General features: G+C 73.4%; 3 protein-coding genes and 1 pseudogene. All 4 read left to right on the top strand.

The annotated features are described in order from the left end of the window. A partial coding sequence (locus tag AC2VNT_RS03815; protein WP_486945589.1) for a hypothetical protein occupies nucleotides 1-186 on the top strand: 186 nt, incomplete at its 5' end. Next, a complete protein-coding gene (locus tag AC2VNT_RS03810; RefSeq protein WP_486945588.1) occupies nucleotides 186-827 on the top strand; it encodes a hypothetical protein in 642 nt (213 codons plus the stop codon). The genes AC2VNT_RS03815 and AC2VNT_RS03810, both read left to right, overlap by 1 nt. Beyond that, on the top strand, nucleotides 824-1,468 hold the full coding sequence (locus AC2VNT_RS03805; RefSeq protein WP_486945587.1) for a hypothetical protein: 645 nt from the start codon (nucleotides 824-826) through the stop codon (nucleotides 1,466-1,468). Before AC2VNT_RS03810 ends, AC2VNT_RS03805 begins: the two co-directional genes overlap by 4 nt. Further along, a pseudogene (locus AC2VNT_RS03800) lies at nucleotides 1,465-1,742 on the top strand (hypothetical protein); the annotation flags it as partial. The gene AC2VNT_RS03805 and the pseudogene AC2VNT_RS03800, both read left to right, overlap by 4 nt.

The following is a 1,742-nucleotide window of genomic DNA, read 5'->3' as shown; positions in this document are numbered from 1 at the left end:
GTCGTGATCGCCGCGTTCCATCTCGGCCGTCTCCAACTGCTAGGCCAGGGGTACGGCGCGGTGCTGGCGCCTAAAGCACGCCAGGCCGCGGCGATGCCGATCTACGTCGCCGACACCGATGCCGCGGAACGACTGGAGGCGTCCACCTTCCGGATCATCGATGCCACCAGCCGGCCGGTGCCGTGATGACGCCGTCCCTCGCACAGCAGACCTGGCCGGCGGTGTCGCTGGCGGTCGGCGCCACCGGCCTGCTGCTGGCCTCCGCACCGCACTTCGTCGGGCTGATCGGCGCCGCCGCAGGCGGATTCGGTGTCGCGGCGGGGACCGCCGGAATCCTGCTGCGCCGGCCGGGGAGCCGCTCGGTGCTGTCCGTGTCGGGAATCGTGGTGTCGGTGCTGGCGGTCGCCACCGCCGGCGCGCTGGCCTTCGGCTACCCCCGGCTGCGCGGGTACGGGCTCGGGGCGGCCACCGAGGACACCGCGACGGTGCTGCGCAGCGAACTCGACGTACAGATCGGGACGTTCAGCTACACCCAGGGCCCGGCGAGCAGAATATTGCAGCCGTCGCTGCAGCCGCGCCTGATCGTGAACCTGACCAACAAGCTGGCCGCACCCCGGCGGTTCTCCGTCACGATCGCCGGCCTGGAAAGCGAACGCGTCCAGATCGGCACGTTCCAGATCTACGCGACCCTGGACGGCAACGCCACCCGGGCGGTCAATGCGGCCGATGCCGCGAGCTTGTCGATGTCGCCGGAGACGGCGCAGCGGTTGACGAGCGCGACGTTCACCGTGCTCGCGGCGAGCAGCGACCTCCCGGAGCAGCCGTGACCGGGTTGGGCGGCCGGTACCGGCCGGTGCCGCCTCGAGCTCGGCCACCCGGGCCGGCGTGGTCGATGGTGGCCCCGGTGGTGGGGTTGCTCAGCCTGCTGGCGGTCTTCGTCCGGTTCCCGGGCGGGCTGGCCGGCATCGCGGGCGGGGTGGCCGGTATCGGCACCGGCGTCGTCGGCGTCATCGCCGCTCGGCGGGCCGCGGCCCGGACCGTGCCCGCGTCGTCGGGAGTCACGTTGTCGGCGTTGGCGATCGGGGTCGGCGTGGCGCTGGTGCTGATCCATCCGACCCCGGCGGGCGGCGTGGCGGGCGGCGGCTCGGCCGACGACACCACCGACGCGGTGCTGCGACACGAACTCGAGGTGACCGTCGGTGAGTTCGGCGGCGTCAAACCGAAGAGCAAACGGGGACGGTTACCGGTGACGTTCCGGAACAAGACCGGCAGAACGGCCGAGTTCGAGGTCGCCGTGGCGGCTTTCGACGCCGGGGGCACCCAGGTCGACAGCGCCGTCGCCCACGTCCTGCTGGCCGGCCGGTCGACCGAAGACCAGGAGATGTTCAGGTTCGGCCCCGCGGCCCGGCTCGCGACGGCCTCGTTCCGGATCCTCAGCGCCCACCGGATCCCCAGGGGGAACGGGTGATCTATCCCTACCCGTACTCCGACGACGAACCGGCACATCCCCAACCGTCCGCAGCCGTCCCGGCGCCGCCGAATCCCGGGCGCCGGGGGTGGGCGCCGGTCTCGGTGGTGGCCGGGCTCGCCGCCGCCGCGCTGGCGTTCGCGCCGGGCGGCGTGATCGGGGTGGTGGTCGCCGGTGTCGGGATCGCCGCCGGCACCGTTGCGCTGCAGCGGGCCCGGCCCAGCACCGGTGACCGGGTCTGGGCGGTGACCGGCAGCACCGTCGCGGCGCTGGC

The organism is Mycobacterium sp. TH-M15 (assembly GCF_057473705.1).
Note: the sequence above shows the minus strand (reverse complement) of the source record. Positions and strands in the feature narration are given on the sequence as shown.